Consider the following 16209-nt stretch of genomic DNA (forward strand, 5'->3'; position numbering starts at 1 on the left):
AACTTCTGAGAGTGCTTTTAATTTTTCATCTAATCTAATGACATTTTTAGCAACACTTTCTGGAAGGGGTTTATTATCGCGAGATTCTTCCACTGCATCACGAGCAAGTAATACTTCTAATACTTTATCTATATCAGGATGCGGCAATAGTGATTCTAATGTTGAAATTGCTGATTCATAACGCTTTGCTGCTTGATTAGGTGAGAGGATTAATGGATATTTTAAATGCCACCACCATAGATTAGGTGCAGCACTTAAACTATCTTTCCATTGTGCCAATTGGTCATCTTCACTTAATACTTTAGCCTGTAATCTCAGACGAGCATCCAAACTCAACAGTTGGGCATAACTTCCCCCTTGGGGATTTTGATCCATCTGTCTTTTCTTTTCAACTGCATCACGAGCTACAAGTACTGCAACCTTTTGTTCAAATGTTGCTTCAGGCAAAGCCTCCTCTAAAGCATAAATTGCATTTTCGTAAGTTTCAATTGCAATGTCTAATTGAGATTTAGGAGGTGTAACAGGTGTTGATGTCTGTGTAGGAACTTGTCCGTTTGTTTGCATCATATTTATTATTTTTAGATGAATAGGTATTAGCTTTCAAGAATGACGGATAGGCAGTAAATTCGCTTTTGACTGACCGAGAAAGAAAAGGATATAAGCTCCCAAATTTATTTGTGGAAGCTCCCCTGCTTCCTGCCTCTTCCTGACATTTGTTGATAAACAATTTTATTCGCAGACAAAATATGTATTGAATATATGAGTGCCAGCATTAAACAATGCTGGCACATAATAATTATTTGCAAAATATAAAACTACTGATCAAAAATATTTAGCAGCCAACTGCACACATGAGAACATTCCATGTGTTGGGACCAACAATTCCATCACAAGTTAAACCATTTACAGACTGAAAACCCATTACAGCCTGTTGAGTTGCTGGACCGAATTTTCCATCTATAGAACCAACGCTAAAACCTGCTGCTTGTAAAGCTTGTTGTACCCCAAAAACAGACTGGTCTTCGCAGTAGTTCTGTAACAGATAACCTGGATACTCGTATCCCATTTTGACCTCTTTGTATACTGTAATAACTGTTTAAAAAAAATGATAGATAACGTAAATAATGGTGAATATATTTTTATATTTGACCGTAATAGTCAGAAATAAAAAATATAATTGACTATAGTCTATGCAATTCAAATAAGCGGAAATGTCTAAATATAGGAACTGAAAAACTATATTTTATATATTATTACGTTGACCATCAATCAATATTTTTGCATTGCGTATAATCTATAGCATCAGTATTATTACCTGATTATTTAGAGATGTATTAAACTGATAATAATTAACAAATACACAATATAAATAAATAAAAATTGCACTCCTGAACAGAGTTTATATTCATATCATTTAGAACTTCTCTGGTTCAATTATGGGTTGTGATATGGCACTACGCAATTAGGGTACGGACATTGTTGAAGCATCAAACCTATGAACCATAAACTTAGGTGATTTCTGAAAATAATTTTACCAATGAAAAAGGCGCAAGCCTTGCGCTCCTGAGGGAAATTTGTAATCGCCTAGTAATTTTAATTCTGGAAATCTCCTTATTACTTATTACTTGCACGTATCGCTATATCCGTGGTTACGGTGAATCACTGTGAGAGATAAAATGTACAATATAAAATGAAAACAACAAAAAACCTTCTCCCCTATGAACTGGAACCTCCAGACTGAAAAAGATAAGTCGCAAGCAAGTACCAATATACAAAGTGAGGGAGAAACAGAAAACGAAAAGATTTTATGTCCCCATTGTGAGCGCACAGCTACGAATGGAATTAAATGTAAAGGGATGTGTGTAGCTGATAGCGACTATTAAGGATAAACAAATGGATGTGTTGTTCTTAGTCTCTGGAATCCTTTGGTTAACAATCTTGCTAATCCAAGTATATAATGCGATCGCAGGCAATACATACACCCAGTTTCACTCTATTATACTTGAGTGACCAGCAATAACCTGCCATTGGAACTCTTTAATTTGTGCCCAAACCCTTGTGAACCGAAAGCTACCGCCTGTGGGCACACCTTTATAACTACCCGACAACTGCATTTTTACTGATACAATTGCGATTTGTTCTTTAACCTGTATATGCCTTTCTGATGCTTCTAGTTGATCAATTTTAAATATGCCAGTTTTGTGACCAGCAAGATCATCTTTTTTACTGATTAATTGCCCTAAATGATTCGTAAAAATTAAATCTGGAGCCAACAACTCATCTAATACTTCCAAGTTGGAAATAAGCATTGCAGTTCTTAAATTTTCTTCAGCTTCTATTATTTCTTTCTCAATGTCACGTTCCATAATGGCTTTTGATCTTAAGTTTATAATAGGAGCATTAATAACCTCGACTTTTAGAAAAAGTCAAATATTTGCGTTTTTTCACTACTGAATTAAATATACACCATTACGCCGACTATCCCCTGCCCCTGATATCATCCCATTCGCTATTTTTTGAACTCCATGTACACCCCCAAAAACATATTTTTTCTTGCCATAATCGGGATTTTGTATTATTAGGAAGTCTCAAAGTTGCCAAATCATTTAAATCAAATCCTGGCTCAATATCAAACTGATAATTTTCCCAATGACATCGAGGACTGGTAATCGCATCTGTTATGGGCATTTGCCAATCAACTAAATTAGAAATTACTTGTAAAATTGCTGTACGAATTCGATTAGAGCCACCAGAGCCTAAGACAATTTCTGGATGACCATTTTTGAGTAAAATTGTGGGAGACATCATGGAAGAAATACGTTGATTGTCTTGCCACTGATGAAAGCCATTGGGATTTAAATCTGCTTCACCCAACATATTATTCATCATGATCCCCGTCCCTGGAATCATATAACCAGAACCTTCTCCATTCGATGTGGTAACTGAAGCAGCGTTACCTTCCCCATCCATGACACTAATATGAGTTGTACTTCCCCATTTATTCACCACATTATTTAATTTTTGTTGATAAAATTGTAAATTATGATTAGCTGACAATTCTCCTGGGCAAACTTGATGATATTCATTTTCCCTCGCCTGATTGGTTAAGTGCATTACCTCTGCTAGAATTTGTAAATGTTTGCGATCGCCAAATTTAATCCCAGTAAAACTAATGCTAGATAATAGACCTAAACTAAAGGCTATAAGTATACCACCGGCACTGGGAGGGGGATTTGTAATTATGGTATAATCCCTATAATTAATTGTTAAAGGTTTGCGATTTATAACTCGGTAATTTTGTAAGTCTTCCCTAGTTAAATAACCACCATGCTCTCTGCAATCTTGGATAATTTTTTCGGCAATATCCCCTGCATAAAAATATTCTTCTCCCATGGCGACTAAATTCTTCAAACTTGCAGCTAAATCTTTCAATATCAGGATTTCCCCTGACTTTTTTAAATTTCCATTAGGTGCGTATATTATTCTCGCTTCTGGGGAAGCGAAAATAATTGGTTTGAGAAGTTGTAAACAATATGCCTGAAAATCATTAATTTCTAAGCCATGTTCAGCATAATGAATAGCTGGTTCGGCAACCACATTTAATGGTAATTTGCCTAATTTTTTGTGTACCTCAAATACTCCCTTGATATTTCCCGGTACAGCCATAGAACCTAATCCAATATGAAAGGTTTGTACCGCATCACCAAAGTTAACATGGGTGGGATAAAAATCAATCTCATTTGTAGCTTTTTTTTGCTGTGGCGTTTGCGTAAAAAAGTCAAATAAAATATTTTCTTGATTTTTCCTATGGGCTAAAAAAATCCCCCACCAGCAGGAGATGTCAGCATGGGTTCAGTCACAAAAGAGGCTAAAATTGCTGCAACTGCCCCATCAAAAGCATTACCTCCCATCTTGAGAACTTCTATACCTGCTTCAGCAGTTTTTTTATGTCCAGCAGCCACCACGCCACGATTTTTTTGTGCCATTTTTCTATGAATTTTACTATCGATTATAGTTTTTGTTTTTATTAACCTTAATTATTAAATTTTTCTAAATTTATTTTGTCAAATTTTGGGCGAGTAAAGAGATTCTAAAAAGCTTCAATCTTTACAGAAAATTTGAGGATATACAACCGTATAAACCCTTACAAAGTAGAAAGAACAGAATGTAAACAAATTTCATAAAAAACAAACAAATTTAAATAGTTTCTGTTTTTTTATGCGATAAATGTTACATATGGAAGATGCATAATGATGAATGTGCTAAAAAATTGGAAATAGAATCTGGCAACTGACAAAAACAATTGACAGGTCTAAAGCCTTAAAGACATCACGAGAGATTTTAGGTATTTAGCGAGTCACCGGAGAAATATACAGAGCATAGAAAATTATGACTACAAATAGTGCAACCACACCAGTACAAGAACTGAGAAATAGATTACCTGGTTCCCTCCAAAGGTTAGCTGATTTGGCATACAATTACTGGTGGTCATGGAATAGCGATCGCGCAGCCCTATTTCAAAATATTGATCCCCAAGAATGGGAAAAATGTGGGCATAATCCAGTCACTATTTTAAAATCAGCTAAATACGAAAGACTCACCCAATTATTGGAAGATCCCAGCTATTTAAAGCAAATTGCTGCTCTGGAGCAAGAATTTGATGGCTACATGAATCCCAAAGAGACTTGGATGAGTAGGGTTGCACCCCAAGTTACCAAGGAGCATCCCATTGCCTATTTTTGCGCTGAATTTGGCATCCATGAGTCTCTACCTATTTATTCTGGAGGTTTGGGAATTTTGGCAGGGGATCACCTCAAATCTGCTTCGGATTTAGGTTTACCCATGGTCGCTGTCGGTTTATTGTATCGTCAAGGTTACTTCCGCCAACGTTTAGATAGTGAAGGTTGGCAAGAAGATTATTACGTCGATAATAATTTTCATGAGATGCCCATTGAGTTGGTGAAGAATGACCACGGACATCCCTTGTCTATCGAGTTAGAAATTCGCCAAAGGATGGTGAAAGTGCAAATCTGGCGAGCCCAGGTAGGTAGAGTTAGTCTTTACCTCCTAGATACCGAACGCCCAGATAATGATCCCATAGATCGTTGGTTAACTGGACACCTGTATGGTGGTAATCAGGAAACCCGTATCGCCCAAGAAGTAGTATTGGGTATTGGTGGCATTCGTGCCCTCAAAGCTTTAGGTATTCAACCCTCCGTCTATCACCTCAACGAAGGTCATGCAGCATTCTGTACCTTAGAAGTAGCTAAGCAAGAAATTGAGCGTACAGGTGAGTCTTTCTATGACATTGAAGCTGATGTGCGTAAAAAATGCGTATTCACCACCCATACCCCTGTTCCCGCCGGTCATGATGTCTTCTCCTCCGACTTAATGGACTCCTTCTTTGCCCATTACTGGCATCAATTACACCTGTCTCGGGAGCAATTCCTGGCATTGGGAGCCAGAAGATTAGGGGATCCTTGGGAACCGTTTGGGATGACAGTATTAGCACTGCGGATGTGTCGTACCTCTAACGGAGTGAGCGAATTACACGGTCAAGTTTCCCGGAAGATGTGGACAGTGTTATATCCTCGTTGTTCGGAAAACGAAGTTCCCATCGGTTATATAACCAACGGTGTCCATGCTCCTACCTGGACTGCTCCCCTAATGGTGGACTTGTATAACCAGTACCTGGGTGAAGATTGGAAAAATAATGCCGTCGATCCCCAAATGTGGGCAAAAGTGGATAATATTCCTGATCAAGAATTGTGGTCACGGCATCAAATCCTCAAAGAGCGATTAATTGCTTATACCCGTTACAAAGTGAAAAAATCCCGCCAGGAAAGGGGAGAAGAGGAATATAGAATTCAAGCCACCGACTCCCTGTTAGATCCCAAGGTATTAACCATTGGATTTGCTCGGCGTTTCTCTCCCTACAAGCGAGCCTACTTACTGCTCCAGGATTTTGAAAGGTCTTTACGAATTTTTGGTAACAGCCAGCGTCCTGTACAAATTGTATTTGCTGGTAAGGCTCACCCTGCTGACGAAGAAGGAAAACGGATTATCCAACGTTTAGTAGAGTGGTGCCGACACCCAGAACTATTAAATCGAGTCGCATTAATTGAAGACTACGATATTTACACTGGTCAAAAACTGGTACAAGGGGTTGATATTTGGTTGAATAACCCCCGTCGTCCCTTGGAAGCATCTGGCACTAGTGGTCAAAAAGTCTGCTTTAATGGTGGTATTAATTGCAGTGTCCTTGATGGTTGGTGGTGCGAAGGTTATAAATCAGGGGTTAATGGTTGGGCAATTGGTGAAGATGCTCACACCAGCGATCAAGAATTACAGGATCGCATTGATTCTGAATCCTTGTATCACCTCCTAGAACAAGAAATCGTACCCATGTACTATAACCAAGATGCCAATGGTGTATCCCAACGTTGGGTACAAATGATGAAGGCATCAATTAAAACCAATGCCCCATTATTTAATACTGATCGCATGATTGCCGATTACGTTTCCCAGGTTTATGTCCCTGAGATTTCTACCTCTGTGAAACCAATATTGGCAAAGGTAAACGGATAATATCTGGTAAGAATAATGTAGGGATGTAACATTGTTACATCTCTACAAAAATTCTGGATCTAACTTTTTACCAAACATGGCTATCTGGCAAGTTGACTTTTATCGTCGTCCTCAACCAGACAAGGAAGGACAAGTGGTATGGGATTTATTTATTTGCAATGCCAATCGCAGTTTTGAATATCAAGCCACTTGTCCTCAATCCCAAGCTAATTCCAACTGGGTGGCATCCCAACTCCAATTGGCAGCTGGTAAAGTTGGTCATAAATTGCCAGATGTAATTCAAGTATTTCGTCCCCAGTCTGTAAATTTAATAAACCAGGCTGGGGACGAATTAAGTATTAATACAGAAGCTACTCGCCGCACCCCGGCATTAAAGCAGTGGTTACAGGAAAAACAAATTCCCATTAATTTAGAAAAACCACCTCCCGTTCCCTTACCAGAAAATCTCTGGGGAGAAGAATGGCGTTTTGCTAGTATCCCTGCTGGGGATCTAGTAGATGTATTTGCAGAGCGTCCCATTCCCATTGTGGAAATACCAGAATTTTTGTTACCCATCAATTTGGGTTTAGCTTCCACCCAAGGGATTCCTGGTATAGTGATTTATGGTGGTAGGCGATCGCTATCTCTAGCCAGGTGGTTACAATCAGCTAATCCTGTAAGCATTAACTACATTGCAGGGGAACCAGATGGTTTGGTGTTAGAAGCAGGTTTAATAGACAGGTGGGTGATTGCTACTTTTGAGGATCAAGAAGTCAAAACCGCAGCTCAAACTTACCAACAGCGACAACAAAATAGTCAAGGATTACATTTTTTATTAGTGCAGCCTGATGATTCAGGGATGACTTATAGTGGTTTGTGGCTGTTAAAGCCAGAAGATTAATTTGTTAAAATAGATGGGAATACAGGGGGAAAATACTTATTCTGGGCGATTTGACTTTTGCACAAAATTAGGTTTTTAGCGATCGCACTGAGAGCAAGCAAATTCAATTCAAAACAATCTGTCCTCTAACTTCTAAGCAGAGGACAGGGGACAAGAAGTATGGGGGAAGGAAAAATTATACTTAGATAATTAGTGGTGCAAATTATTTTTCATTGGGACTGACTTCCTTGGTAACATTAAAAATATATACAGTAAGTTTCCTCATTCTGAAATAGTTAGACGCGCTCAGAAGAAGTCCCCATGTTGAGTTGGAATGGTAACACATAGCCATCAAATGGAGAAAGCAGTATGGGTAACAAATCTACAGAAAAAAATCCCAAAGTTAGTGCAACATCTGGTATCTGGGGCTGTGCTATTGGTATGCTAGGCGTGTGTATCCCCTTAGTTGCCATCACCGATAGTGGAATTATATTGCCCCTGCTGGTAATTCTGGGTGCTGGCGGTGGAACAGCAGCAGTATGGTTTGCACCCGATAAACGCCAGCAAGAAGAAGTTTCTTTAACTCAGACAGTGAAGACGTTGGAAGAACGGGTGATTAATCTAGAGACAATTTATACCAGTCTTCCAGATACCACAAAACCCTTTTCACTGCCAAAAACAGAAGACCATATTTGAGGTGTGATATGAATACATAATCGGTGCAGATGCTCCCAGACCGATCATATTTAATTATATTTAAAAATAGGGTGAGTATATTCACCCACCCTTAAGCAATTATTTAGTTTGGTTATACCCATCCCACAAAATCAAGATCGATGACGTTAATTTGATGGTAGTACACAAACATTAACTTGCCGGTTCTACCACAAAGCACGAATTGGTTCGTTAGTTTGATTTACATTAGTCATAGGGCTTTCTGCGCTGGTGCTAGTACCTGGTGTTGTTCCAGGAGTGCTGCTGGTGGAAGTATTATTCTGTGCCACACTACTGGAATTAACATTAGCAGGTGTCTCCTTGGTAGCAGTGCTATTAACATTAATATTAGCGGGCAGTACTCGTGAAGCTTTACCGCCAATATCCTTATTCGCGTTTTGTTGACCACCCATAGGGAAAGTAATGCCTAACAAAGTACCTAGCAAAATTGCCAAGCCACCAGCCATTAAAATTAGAGGTGTCCATCTACCCATATTATTTTTCTCCGTTTTCTCCGTTTTCTCCGTTTTCAGCCTTTGGTTTCCAAACTATTTGAGAACCGTGTCCCCAAAATCCCTCAAATTTAGTCACTCTCACATCACCTAAAACCCTAGTTTGACAGGCTAAACGCAGGTCTTTTGTAGGAGAATGGGGAGGTAGGGAACGTCGAGTTTTATCGCGCCAATTTACTGGTGATACTTCGCCTTCTATCTGAACTGCACAAGTACCACAACTACCAATTCCCCGACAATTGATTAATTTAGACTTACCATTATGGAGATCGATACCATTTTCTAGCAAAGTTTTACGTAAATTGGCTCCGCGATCGCACTCAATTTTCTTACATTGAGCTAGTATCTTGGGCATAATATACAAATTCACTCATTGGCTTTTTGTTTTATACTTACCCATACCGATAAAATTGTCTTACAAATCCCAGTCTTATGTCCGCAAATAAAGCACCCCAAATTTGGATCTACGACACCACGCTACGGGATGGCACACAACGGGAAGGGTTGTCGGTGTCGATTGAAGATAAGTTACGTATCGCCCGGAGGCTCGATAGACTGGGAGTCCCTTTCATTGAAGGCGGTTGGCCCGGTGCAAATCCGAAAGATGTACAATTTTTCTGGCAGTTGCAAGAGGAACCCCTGCAACAAGCAGAAATTGTCACTTTCTGCTCCACTAGGCGACCCTACTCCAAGGCAGTAGATGAGACAATGTTACAAGCAATTCTTGCCGCCGGCACCCATTGGGTAACGATTTTTGGCAAGTCTTGGGATTTACACGTCACCGAAGGACTCAAGACCACTCTAGCAGAAAATTTAGAGATGATCCGTGATACCATTGAGTATCTTCAAAGTCAAGGTCGTCGAGTGATTTACGATGCAGAACACTGGTTTGATGGTTATAAACAAAATCCAGAGTATGCTCTGCAAACCTTAGAAGTGGTAGTTGCATCCGGTGCAGAATGGATTGTCCTATGTGACACTAATGGCGGTACTTTACCTCATGAAGTCACTCAAATTGTTGCCGATGTGGCAACATTTCTGCCCCAAAATACTCAACTGGGAATCCACACCCACAATGATGGTGAGCTGGCGGTGGCTAATGCTTTAGCCGCAGTCATAGCAGGAGCAAATATGGTACAAGGCACAATCAATGGCTATGGAGAACGTTGTGGCAACGCTAACCTCTGCTCTTTAATCCCCAATTTACAGTTAAAATTGGGTTATGATTGTATGGGTACAGAACAAATATCACAACTAACAGAAGCCAGTCGATTCATCAGTGAAGTTGTGAACCTTGCTCCTGACGAACATTCACCTTTTGTGGGACGTTCGGCGTTTGCCCATAAGGGTGGTATTCATGTATCAGCAGTAGAAAGAAATCCTTTAACCTACGAACATATTCAACCAGAGCAAGTAGGTAATTGTCGTCGGATCGTAATTTCTGAGCAATCAGGAGTTAGTAATGTGTTGGCTAAGGCTCGTTCCTTTGGTATGGAACTAGATAAACACCACCCAACCACCCGCAAAATTTTAGAGCGTCTCAAAGAATTAGAAAGTGAAGGATATCAGTTTGAAGCTGCGGAAGCCAGTTTTGAATTATTAATGCGGGAAGCCTTAGGTAGTCGTCAACGCTTTTTTGAAATTAAGGGTTTCCAAGTTCATTGCGATTTGGCAAAGGGGAAGGAAAATACTAATGCCTTAGCCACGGTGAAAATAACTGTCAATGGTCAACATATTTTAGAGGCTGCGGAAGCAATTGGTCCAGTGGCTGCTTTAGATAAGGCATTACGTAAAGCTTTAGTCAATTTCTATCCCCAAATAGCTGCTTTTGAGTTGGCAGACTATAAAGTGCGAATTCTCAACGGACATACGGGAACGGCTGCTACTACTAGAGTTTTGCTCGAGTCCCGCAATAACCAACAGCGTTGGACAACGGTAGGAGTATCAAATAATATTTTGGAGGCTTCCTATCAAGCGGTAGTAGAAGGTTTGGAATATGGATTGTTATTGAGTTTAATAGAGATACAATCTAGGGTGGACACTACACACTGATGGTGGATTTTTGACCGCCACAAAAAACGAGTCATCAGTCTAGCTGTACTGGCAGATGAACAGCAAAATTGGCGACCAAACCGTTACGAGTATTCCCTGGGTGGATGTCATGTAAGGTTAGAATTTTCCATCGTTAAACTATTAGACTATGAAGCACAATGGCAAAGCTTGGAGCAAACAAAAAACCCTTTCGGTATAGTTGTCATGGCACATTTGCAAACCAAAGCCACCAACCAGAACCTGGAAAGTAGGTTACAGTGGAAGCTAAGAATAGTAAGAATATTGTTTGCAAAAGGTTATAAACGCGAACAAATAATTGGGTTATTTCGGTTTATTGACTGGGTAATGATGTTACCAGAAGAATTAGCAAATAACTTTAAAACAGAATTAAGACGCGAGGAGGAAGCAGGTATAATGCGTTATGTAACTAGTATTGAGCGGTTAGCAAAACAATAAGGAATACAAGAGGGAATACAAGAGGGAAAAATACAGACCGCGTGTGAAAGCGTAATTGAAGTTCTAGAAGCACGTTTTGGGAAAGTACCAAATGCGATTCTCGAAAGGTAAATGGTATCAATGATGTATCTGTGCTTAAAGCATTACTTAGAGATACGATTGCAATTCCTTCACTTGACACATTTTCACAGCGACTCCCTTAGAGTACCGCAAAAATATTAGAATTTTCGTTGAAAGTTTAATGATGTCCTATTTAGTTAAAGAGCCAAGTTTGCTTTGCGAGTCTTTCTGCAAAAAGTATTTCCTTATCTAGCTCACTCAACCTAAACGGCTATTTTTAGTAATTACAAACGAGCATTAAAAATGTGATTTGCAGTTAGATTGAAAGTAGGAAAAATTGGAGAAAGAATTTGGTCGTTATTTCTAAATTGAGTTATTTGATATTCTCCATCAATGAGTTGATAAACTGAGATAGTTGGTTGTTTTGGATCGCCAATAAATCGTTTACCACCAAAAGCCTCATAGTCAACTATCCAATATTCTTTGATTCCCATTTCTTCATAATCAGCAGACTTTTTTGAGTAATCATCTCGCCAGTTTGTACTGACAACCTCAACAATTAATCTCACAGAATCAGCTTGTTCAATAATTGACTCACTTTCCCATCTTGTTTCGCTTACAAGATTTTCTTCATCTAAAACAATGATATCGGGTTCGTATCCAGATTTTCCAGCTAAAGTTTTGACAATTGATTCTCTGGGAATAAACCAAATATCCTCTTTATTTAAGTTTCTAATGGCTATATTGAGATGATTAATGGTAAAACCAGTTACCCTTGAATGCTTACCTCTCGGTTTTGCCATTTCCAATATTACCCCATTATGTAATTCATAACGTACCTGAGAATCTTCTGGATACCACTCGATAAATTCGTCAAATGTTATCGGTTTAGTTAATGCTTGACTCATGTATTTTCAGGCTGCAATATATGAAAAGTAAACTTATTACTTATTACTTATTACTTGTTACTTATTACTTGCGCCTAGCGCTATATTTTATGGCTGAACAGCTTTTACCACAGCTAAGGTATCAATATATTGACGAAACTGCACAACTTTGCCAGCTTTGAGCCTCCAAATTGAAGCGGTGGGAGCTTGCATACTTTTGCCAGTTGTATCATACGTACCACTATCAACCCCAAGGGTAATTACAATATCACCAGCATCAATAAATTCATCAACATGGGCACTAAAATTAGACCACTCGGAACCAATTTTAGCGAATACACCATTTACAATAGCCTCATGTCCTGTAAAAGTTCCTCCATAGGGAATGCCTTCGGATTCTATCCATTCTATATCCTCCGCAAGTATTTCTAGGACTGCATCAATATCTCCGGCTGCAAATGATTTATATAGATTCTTGATAATATCAACGTTATTCATGTATTTACAACTAAATACCGATCAACACCAAGATTAATTCATATCATAGATAAAGTCCGCAAGGGCGGACTCAGAAAATTGCAACAATATTTAATCCAATTATCCAATTATTGGTTCATATGACTGGCTGAGGCTTCGATGGAAGTTTTTGGAGTATTGGGTATTACTTCTGTTGGCTGTTGTTCTACAGAAAATTCCACAATCTGGTTCGGATTAGCTGGTATAGATGTTTCCGTAGGTTTGTTTTCTGAAGGGGATTTTTTGGGTAAATTTGCAGTTGCAGTTCCTGGTAATGAGGGTTGTTTTTGTACGTAAGCGATGTACTCAATAATTTGCCCTATTTTCTTCGTCTGCTGGATATCTCCTTGTTCCTGGTATTTCTTCTGGGCGTGCTTCAGAAATTGATTTGCTTGTTGGAGTTCACCTTGATTATATAAGGTAACTCCCAAATTATAGTAGGCAGTGGTATCATTGGGCAGACGGCGAATTGCTTCTTTGTAAGTAGCGATCGCATCCTTTGTTTGTTCTTGGACTACCAATAAACTACCCAAATTATTGTAAGCCACAGCATTTTCCGGATTGGTTTTGATCACTTGGCGATAAGCTGTGATTGCTTGCTCAAGTTCTCCTTGCTGTTGGAGAGCGATCGCTAAATTAAAATAAGCTTTATCATTATTCTGATCAAGGTTGGCTGCTTCTTTGTAAGCTGCGATCGCTTCTGATGTCCGTCCTTGTTCATATAAAACCACACCCAAATTATATTGAGCAGATGCCATTGTCGGATCGGTAACTAAGGCTTGGCGATAAGCACTAATAGCAGCTTCTGGCTTTCCTTGTTTTTGCAGTAATACTCCCAAATTATAGTAAGCTTGCACCAAATTTGGGTTCAGTCTAATGGCTTCACTATACTCTTGTGCAGCTAAATCTAGACGATTTTGCTGCAACATAATGTTACCCAAGTAATTATGCGCTTTCCCCAACTGAGAATCTTTTTCTAAAGCTTGACGAAAAGCATATTCTGCTGCTGGTAAATCATTGCGGTTATAGCGCATTACTCCCTGTTGAAATAGGCTAGCTGCTTCCAGGCTTTGGGAAACTACCTCTTCTTGGGCTAACAGCTTGCTATGGGGTAATTCCATTATTGTTGATGCTGTTAGTATGACACAGGCAGAGGAACACAAAATCCCTATTTTCTTAAATACGTGTAAACACTTTTTTGCAAGTTTATTATGATACATACTTTACACCTCGGTTATTAAATAAATCGATCTTAATCTAAGACTACCCAACATGCCAGTCTAATTTTCTTTCTTACATATTTAATTTGTGAATCTGTTGAACAGAATAATATTAGGTTGATGGGATGGCTGTCATCACAACTTTGGATTTTAGATTTTGGATTTTGGATTGACCTCATGTCTAAAATTAGCATATTGTGATAATTAATACTTGATGTGTAGATATAAGGCTGGAGTTGTAGAATAAAAAATTAAAAATTTTGATGAACTAAAGTTTTTGCCTACATTAAATGGTAGGTTTGTTTCCAGTTTGGATACTAGTACAGCTCGGCGTAAGGGACTTCCAAATAAAAAAAATAATCAATCACTTGAAATGCAGGGGAGCAGGGAGCAGGTAAGCCACTGACCCTTGCCTTATCCAAACGATAATTTTGTACGCCGACCTACTTACTTGTTAATTGTGCGTAGCGCTCTTAGTGGAGGTCAAGATTGTGAAAAAGTTGATTAACCAACCCCTGAACTTTATACGCGATAGTTTAGAGGGAATGGCGATCGCCCATCAGGATATAATTAAAGTTAATTTTGACCCCACTTTTGTCTATCGGACTCAAAGTCCTACCCAGGGTAAAGTAGCAATTATTTCTGGTGGAGGGAGCGGACACGAACCTATGCACCCTGGTTTTGTAGGTATGGGAATGTTAGATGCAGCCTGTCCCGGAGAGGTATTTACTTCCCCTACCCCCGACCAAATGCTAGCAGCAGCACAGAAAGTTGATGGAGGGGCTGGTATCCTTTATATCGTCAAAAATTACAGTGGCGATGTGATGAACTTCGAGATGGCAACGGAGTTAGCTCGTTGTGAAGGGATGCGGGTGTTGAATATCTTAATTGATGATGATGTTGCCGTCAAAGACAGTCTTTACACTCAAGGAAGAAGGGGCGTAGGAACCACAGTGTTAGCGGAAAAAATTTGTGGTGCCGCAGCAGAGTATGGTTATAATTTGACCCAAATAGCAGATTTATGTCGGCGGGTGAATTTGTACGGACGAAGTATGGGCATGGCACTCACTTCCTGTATTGTACCCGCCAAAGGTACACCTACCTTTGCTTTGGGTGAAGAAGAAATAGAAATTGGTATTGGCATTCATGGAGAGCCTGGAAGGGAACGTTTAAGCTTGAAATCAGCCAATGAAATTGCAGAGATATTGGCACTATCTATAATTGAAGATTCCGACTATAGTCGCACCGTGCGGGAATGGGATGAAGATAAAGGAGAATGGGTAGATGTGGAGCTGATAGATCCGCCATTACAAAGAGGAGATAATGTATTAGCCTTTGTTAATGGTATGGGTGGTACTCCTCTGAGCGAACTATATATTATTTATCATCAATTAGCAGAAATTTGTCATCAAAAAGGGTTGACAATTGTACGCAATCTAGTTGGTTCCTATATTACTTCTTTGGATATGCAAGGTTGTTCCATTACCTTACTGAAATTGGATGATGAAATGGTACGACTGTGGGATGCGCCTGTAAATACTACTGCACTGCGATGGGGCTAGTTATAGCGCTACGTGCAAGTAATAAGTAATAAGTAATTTTTAAACTCATTCTTTAGGCTGTGATTATGAATCAAACGCAAATTATCCAATGGATGCAAAAATTTGCTGATACAATCGAAAAAAATAAAGATTATTTAACAGAATTAGATGCAGCGATCGGTGACGCAGATCATGGAATAAATATGGATCGCGGTTTCAAAAAGGTGATGGAGAAACTACCAACACTAGCTAATCAGGATATTGGCAACATTTTGAAAACAGTCAGCATGACCTTAATTTCCAGTATTGGTGGTGCTAGTGGTCCTCTGTACGGTACTTTCTTTCTACGGGGAAGTACCGCAGTCATGGGAAAGCAGGAATTAACCCCAGAAGATACCTTGAAATTATTACAAGCAGGCTTGGAAGGGGTAATACAACGAGGTAAAGCACAATTAGGTGATAAAACGATGGTAGATGTTCTATCCCCGGCTGTAGAGGCATTTGAACAGGCTGTAGATGATGAGAAAACAACAGAGGAAGCTATGGAAAATGCGATCGCAGCAGCAGAAGAAGGGATGAAAGGCACCATACCCATAATTGCTAAAAAGGGACGAGCTAGTTATCTGGGAGAACGCAGCATGGGACATCAAGATCCTGGAGCAACTTCTACCTATCTGATGTTAAGAAGTCTATTGGAGAGTGTTAGGGAAGAAGTAATAAGTAATAAGTAATAAGTAATAAGTAATAAGTTTACTGCTCATAGGTTTGGGCCTTCAATAAGGTTCTTGCCCTAATTACGTAGAG

General features: G+C 39.3%; 16 protein-coding genes and 1 pseudogene. 7 read left to right on the forward strand and 10 right to left on the reverse strand.

The genetic code is table 11. The features are described 5' to 3' along the window. The 5 genes and pseudogenes from CALSC_RS18900 to CALSC_RS27920 all read right to left on the reverse strand — a co-directional run. Positions 1-567 (reverse strand): annotated as a pseudogene (locus tag CALSC_RS18900) (hypothetical protein); the annotation flags it as partial. A 265-nt stretch (positions 568-832) separates the two neighbouring features. Next, entirely contained in the window at positions 833-1066 is a 234-nt protein-coding gene (locus CALSC_RS27915; protein ID WP_088242839.1) for a peptidoglycan-binding domain-containing protein, read from the reverse strand. A 922-nt stretch (positions 1067-1988) separates the two neighbouring features. Continuing rightward, positions 1989-2366: a nuclear transport factor 2 family protein gene (locus CALSC_RS18910; RefSeq protein WP_088242840.1), complete on the reverse strand. Its 378-nt coding sequence runs from the start codon at positions 2364-2366 to the stop codon at positions 1989-1991. A gap of 112 nt (positions 2367-2478) precedes the next feature. Next, entirely contained in the window at positions 2479-3840 is a 1362-nt protein-coding gene (locus CALSC_RS18915) for a gamma-glutamyltransferase family protein (protein WP_200817690.1), read from the reverse strand. Next, positions 3813-3986 carry a gamma-glutamyltransferase gene (locus CALSC_RS27920; RefSeq protein ID WP_200817688.1) on the reverse strand — a complete coding sequence of 58 codons (174 nt, stop codon included), beginning with the start codon at positions 3984-3986 and terminating at the stop codon, positions 3813-3815. Before CALSC_RS27920 ends, CALSC_RS18915 begins: the two co-directional genes overlap by 28 nt. Before the next feature lie 403 nt (positions 3987-4389). Between CALSC_RS27920 and glgP the strand changes: the two genes are divergently transcribed. The 3 genes from glgP to CALSC_RS18930 all read left to right on the forward strand — a co-directional run bounded on the left by glgP (position 4390) and on the right by CALSC_RS18930 (position 8143). Beyond that, on the forward strand, positions 4390-6588 hold the full coding sequence (glgP, locus tag CALSC_RS18920; protein ID WP_088242841.1) for an alpha-glucan family phosphorylase: 2199 nt from the start codon (positions 4390-4392) through the stop codon (positions 6586-6588). 76 nt (positions 6589-6664) lie between these two features. After that, positions 6665-7468 (forward strand): Tab2/Atab2 family RNA-binding protein, encoded by an 804-nt coding sequence (locus CALSC_RS18925; protein ID WP_088242842.1) that lies wholly within the window; start codon positions 6665-6667, stop codon positions 7466-7468. Positions 7469-7816: 348 nt separating this feature from the next. After that, a complete protein-coding gene (locus CALSC_RS18930) occupies positions 7817-8143 on the forward strand; it encodes a hypothetical protein (protein WP_088242843.1) in 327 nt (108 codons plus the stop codon). A 185-nt stretch (positions 8144-8328) separates the two neighbouring features. On the opposite strand, the gene CALSC_RS18935 is transcribed toward CALSC_RS18930, so the two are convergent. Then, the gene (locus tag CALSC_RS18935) at positions 8329-8655 is read right to left on the reverse strand and encodes a hypothetical protein (protein WP_088242844.1); all 327 of its coding nucleotides are present in this window, start codon (positions 8653-8655) and stop codon (positions 8329-8331) included. Between the two features lies 1 nt (position 8656). After that, complete coding sequence (locus CALSC_RS18940; RefSeq protein ID WP_088242845.1) at positions 8657-9028, reverse strand: 2Fe-2S iron-sulfur cluster-binding protein; 372 nt, start codon at positions 9026-9028, stop codon at positions 8657-8659. 77 nt (positions 9029-9105) lie between these two features. Between CALSC_RS18940 and cimA the strand changes: the two genes are divergently transcribed. Beyond that, entirely contained in the window at positions 9106-10725 is a 1620-nt protein-coding gene (gene cimA / locus CALSC_RS18945) for a citramalate synthase (protein ID WP_088242846.1), read from the forward strand. A gap of 204 nt (positions 10726-10929) precedes the next feature. Further along, complete coding sequence (locus tag CALSC_RS18950) at positions 10930-11181, forward strand: hypothetical protein (RefSeq protein ID WP_088242847.1); 252 nt, start codon at positions 10930-10932, stop codon at positions 11179-11181. 344 nt (positions 11182-11525) lie between these two features. On the opposite strand, the gene CALSC_RS18955 is transcribed toward CALSC_RS18950, so the two are convergent. The 3 genes from CALSC_RS18955 to CALSC_RS18965 all read right to left on the reverse strand — a co-directional run bounded on the left by CALSC_RS18955 (position 11526) and on the right by CALSC_RS18965 (position 13765). Then, positions 11526-12149 carry a Uma2 family endonuclease gene (locus tag CALSC_RS18955; RefSeq protein ID WP_088242848.1) on the reverse strand — a complete coding sequence of 208 codons (624 nt, stop codon included), beginning with the start codon at positions 12147-12149 and terminating at the stop codon, positions 11526-11528. A gap of 87 nt (positions 12150-12236) precedes the next feature. Beyond that, positions 12237-12626 carry a nuclear transport factor 2 family protein gene (locus tag CALSC_RS18960; protein WP_088242849.1) on the reverse strand — a complete coding sequence of 130 codons (390 nt, stop codon included), beginning with the start codon at positions 12624-12626 and terminating at the stop codon, positions 12237-12239. 107 nt (positions 12627-12733) lie between these two features. Further along, complete coding sequence (locus CALSC_RS18965) at positions 12734-13765, reverse strand: tetratricopeptide repeat protein (protein WP_327331593.1); 1032 nt, start codon at positions 13763-13765, stop codon at positions 12734-12736. Positions 13766-14355: 590 nt separating this feature from the next. On the opposite strand from CALSC_RS18965, the gene dhaK reads away from it, so the two are divergent. After that, the gene (gene dhaK, locus CALSC_RS18970; protein ID WP_088242851.1) at positions 14356-15426 is read left to right on the forward strand and encodes a dihydroxyacetone kinase subunit DhaK; all 1071 of its coding nucleotides are present in this window, start codon (positions 14356-14358) and stop codon (positions 15424-15426) included. 65 nt (positions 15427-15491) lie between these two features. Then, complete coding sequence (gene dhaL / locus CALSC_RS18975) at positions 15492-16136, forward strand: dihydroxyacetone kinase subunit DhaL (protein ID WP_407641953.1); 645 nt, start codon at positions 15492-15494, stop codon at positions 16134-16136. Positions 16137-16209: the final 73 nt, after the last annotated feature.

It is taken from the genome of Calothrix rhizosoleniae SC01 (genome assembly GCF_900185595.1).
Lineage (GTDB): Bacteria > Cyanobacteriota > Cyanobacteriia > Cyanobacteriales > Nostocaceae > Calothrix_A > Calothrix_A rhizosoleniae.